Annotated in this window: 4 protein-coding genes; 2 read left to right on the top strand and 2 right to left on the bottom strand. The window is 61.6% G+C overall.

Annotated features, from left to right (window positions below; translation table 11 throughout):
- Positions 1–76: 76 nt before the first annotated feature.
- Together queF and copI are read right to left on the bottom strand one after the other, a co-directional pair.
- Positions 77–907 (bottom strand): NADPH-dependent 7-cyano-7-deazaguanine reductase QueF, encoded by an 831-nt coding sequence (queF, locus tag FEM54_RS27095; RefSeq protein WP_138453709.1) that lies wholly within the window; start codon positions 905–907, stop codon positions 77–79.
- Positions 908–973: 66 nt separating this feature from the next.
- Positions 974–1,504, bottom strand: coding sequence for a copper-resistant cuproprotein CopI (copI, locus tag FEM54_RS27100; protein WP_138453710.1), 531 nt, complete (start codon positions 1,502–1,504; stop codon positions 974–976).
- A gap of 155 nt (positions 1,505–1,659) precedes the next feature.
- Here copI and FEM54_RS27105 point away from each other — a divergent pair, with 155 nt between their 5' ends.
- Together FEM54_RS27105 and FEM54_RS27110 are read left to right on the top strand one after the other, a co-directional pair.
- Positions 1,660–2,340: a heavy metal response regulator transcription factor gene (locus FEM54_RS27105; protein ID WP_138453711.1), complete on the top strand. Its 681-nt coding sequence runs from the start codon at positions 1,660–1,662 to the stop codon at positions 2,338–2,340.
- Positions 2,337–3,692: a heavy metal sensor histidine kinase gene (locus tag FEM54_RS27110; protein ID WP_138453712.1), complete on the top strand. Its 1,356-nt coding sequence runs from the start codon at positions 2,337–2,339 to the stop codon at positions 3,690–3,692. Before FEM54_RS27105 ends, FEM54_RS27110 begins: the two co-directional genes overlap by 4 nt.
- Positions 3,693–3,760 lie beyond the last annotated feature (68 nt).

A 3,760-nucleotide genomic window follows, 5' to 3' on the forward strand; every position in this document is an offset into this window, starting at 1 on the left:
GTATCAGTCACCCGATGTATGACTGATGGGCCGCTATCGCAGGCAAGCCAGCTCCCACATTTGTTTTGTGTGACGGCTACTGACGAGCCAGGCGCACGTTCTGGAACTGCACATTCTCAGTGCTGCGATACGGGTTGATATCCAACCCACCGCGCCGCACATAGCGCGCATACACCGTCAACTTCTCTGGCTTGAGCAACCGCTGCAAGTCCAAAAAGATCCGCTCCACGCACTGTTCATGAAAGTCCGAGTGCTGGCGAAAGCTCACGATATATTCCAGCAAACTGGCGTGATCCAGCGCGTGACCACGGTATTCCACCACCACGCTGCCCCAATCCGGCTGACTGGTGACCGGGCAGTTGGATTTGAGCAGGTGGCTGTGCACGCTTTCCTCAACCATGCGCGAGTCGTCGCAACGCAGCAGCTCCGGGCGCGGGTGCTCGTAGTTGCTGACACTGATGTCCAGGTCGTCGATGCACGCGCCCGGCAACGCCATCACGCCTTCGGCCTCAACCTCGGCCAGGCTGCGGATGCGCACACTCACAGGCAGGCCGGCGGCGGCGCTGAGGTCGGTGCACAAGGTGGCTTCCAGGCTTTGCGTGTCGGCAAACGCGGTCTGGTTCAGCGAGTTGAGGTACAGCTTGAAAGATTTGGACTCGATGATGTTCGGCGACTCGGCCGGGATGCTGAATTCACCGATGGCCACCACCGGCTTGCCCGATGGCAGCAACCACGACAGTTCGAAGCAGTTCCAGAAATCCACGCCCTTATAAGGCAGGGTTTCGGCAGTCAGGCCCAGCTCGGCCCATTTGGCGGCGCGAGGGATCGGAAACAGCAACGACGGCGTGTAGGTAGAGATGTATTCACTGGACTTGCCCAGCGGCGAATGTTCGGCTGCGGGATGCATGGCGGAAACCTGGCTAAATAAACCGCGCCAGTCTACCAGCCTTTGCTCCCGCCCTTAAGAATCGCCTCACTCAACGGTCAGCTTGCCGACCATGCCCGCCTGATAATGCCCCGGAATGTTGCAGGCAAATTCAAGACCGGTGGCCTTGTTGAAGGTCCAGGTCAGCTCGGCGGTCTTGCCCGGTTCCACCAGCACGCTGTTGGGATCGTCATGCTTCATGCCACCCATCTCGCCCATATCGCCATGCCCCATGGCGGCGTGGTCCATCTTGCCCATGCCGGTGGCCGTGAGCATGCCGCTGGCCTGCATCTTGAGCATTTCTTTTTGGTGTTCGGCGTGCATCGCCGCATCACCCAAGTTGAACTCGTGCAGCAACTGGCCTTTGTTGACCAGCACAAAGCGAACGGTCTCACCGGCTTTTACATCCAGAGCCTTGGGCGAAAAGGAAATGTCCTGCAGGGTTACTTCCACGGTGCGCGTGGCTTTATCGGCCGGTGCCGGGTGACCAAACGCGTAGGTGTGAGCCTCATCAGCCATTGCATTAACGCTCAATGCCAACAAACAGCCCGCCAATAACAGAGGTGTACGCAACGCCATGACGCTTCTCCAAAAAGTGTGTCCAGCTTGGTCAGCACTTTAAGATGGCTCTGCTGCCAGCCAGCTGACTGCTAGATTACAACTTTGTCAGGTTACGCCCTGACGCTGCCGCCCACGGTATAAAGCCCATCGCCACCTGTCGCCACGAGTTGCCCATGAAACTGCTGATCGTTGAAGACCAACCGAAAACCGGCCACTACCTGCGCCAGGGCCTGACCGAGGCTGGCTTTACCACCGAGTTGGTGGCCGACGGCACGAGTGGGCAGCATTTGGCCCTGACCGGCGATTACGACCTGCTGATCCTCGACGTGATGCTGCCCGGCCGCGACGGCTGGAAAATTCTGCACGCCGTGCGCAGTGCCGGCCTGGAAATCCCGGTGTTGTTCCTCACCGCCCGCGACGCCGTGGAAGACCGTGTGCACGGCCTTGAGCTGGGCGCCGACGATTACCTGGTCAAGCCTTTCGCCTTTTCCGAATTGCTGGCGCGGGTGCGCAGCCTGTTGCGCCGTGGCAGCAGCACCCCGCAGGAAACCACGCTGCAACTGGCCGACCTGCGCCTGGACCTGATCCGCCGCCGCGTCGAGCGCGGCGGCCAGCGTATCGACCTCACCGCCAAGGAGTTCGCCCTGCTCGAACTGCTGCTGCGCCGCCAGGGCGAAGTGCTGCCCAAGAGCCTGATTGCCTCCCAGGTGTGGGACATGAATTTCGACAGTGACACCAATATCATCGAAGTGGCGATCCGCCGCTTGCGCCTTAAAGTCGACGACAACTTCCCCACCAAGCTGATCCACACCGTGCGCGGCATGGGCTATGTGCTGGAGGAACGGTGCAATTGATTGCGCGCCTGTCCCTGGCCAGCCGTCTGGCATTGTTGTTTGCCGGCTGTACGGCGGTGGTCTCGCTCATCGCTGGCGTGTTGTTCAACCAGGCCAGCGAAGCGCACTTTATCGAGCTGGACCAGCAGCAACTCGACGGCAAACTGATCGCGCTGCGCAGCACCTTGCAGGGTGTCGACTCACTGGCGTCCTTCACCCCGCGAGAAGCGCAACTGCGTGCCGAACTCAGCCGCCAGCCGGACCTCGCCTTGCGCATCAGCGCCGCCGGCCAACGCTGGTTTGATGGCGCGCCGAGCGTCACGCTGCCCGCAGCACCCGGCCTGCACAGCCTGCAAAACGCGGGCACCGACTACCGCGTGTACAACGCGCCGTTGCTGGCGGGCCAACCCGGCTCGCCGCAACTGTCGCTGATCCTCGACATCACGCACCACCAGCACTTTCTGCAACGCATGCAGCGGTTGATCTGGCTCACGGTCGGCTTGTCCGCCCTGGCCACCGCGCTGCTCGGCGCATGGGCAGCGCGCAGCGGGCTGCGGCCGTTACGGCGCATGAGTGAAGTGGCCGCCGGCGTGTCGGCCCACTCCCTGACCCAACGATTGCCCCAGGCGCAAATGCCGGTGGAACTGGCCGAACTCGCCCAGGCGTTTAACGCGATGCTGGGACGGCTCGACGGCGCGTTCCAGCGCCTCTCGTCTTTCTCCGCCGACATCGCCCATGAACTGCGCACGCCCCTGTCGAACCTGCTGACTCAAACCCAGGTGATCCTCACCCAGCCGCGCCCGCTGGAGGACTACCGCGAGGCGCTGCACAGCAACCTGGAGGAGTTGCAGTGGATGGCGCAGTTGGTGAATGACATGTTGTACCTGGCCAAAGCCGACCATGGCCTGCTGATGCCCAAGCGCGAAGCGCTGGCGCTGCACGATGAAGTGGAGGCGTTGCTGGAGTTTTTTGCGCTGTTGGCCGAAGACGCGCAGGTCAATCTGGTGTGCGAGGGCACGGCTCAAACGGCGGGCGATCGCGGTATGTTGCGCCGAGCCGTGTCGAACTTGCTGGATAACGCGCTGCGGTTTACCCCGGTGGGTGGCGAGGTGCGGGTGCGGATTATGGAAAGCGCACAGGCTGTGACGCTGACCGTCGCCAATACCGGGGAAGGTATTCCAGCGGCTTTGTTACCTAAATTGTTTGACCGGTTCTATCGGGCGGACCCCGCGCGCCGTGAAGGCAGCAGCGAGCATGCTGGGCTGGGGTTGGCGATTACCCAGTCGATTGTGCGGGCGCATGGGGGGAGGATTTATTGTGAGTCTGAAGCCGGGTGGACCAGGTTTGTGATTGAGTTGCCCAAGGGGGATTGATGCAAGCTGGGCCGGCCCTATCGCAGGCAAGCCAGCTCCCACATTCGAATGTATTCACACATCAAAAT

Source organism: Pseudomonas edaphica, from assembly GCF_005863185.1.
GTDB classification, from domain to species: Bacteria; Pseudomonadota; Gammaproteobacteria; order Pseudomonadales; family Pseudomonadaceae; genus Aquipseudomonas; species Aquipseudomonas edaphica.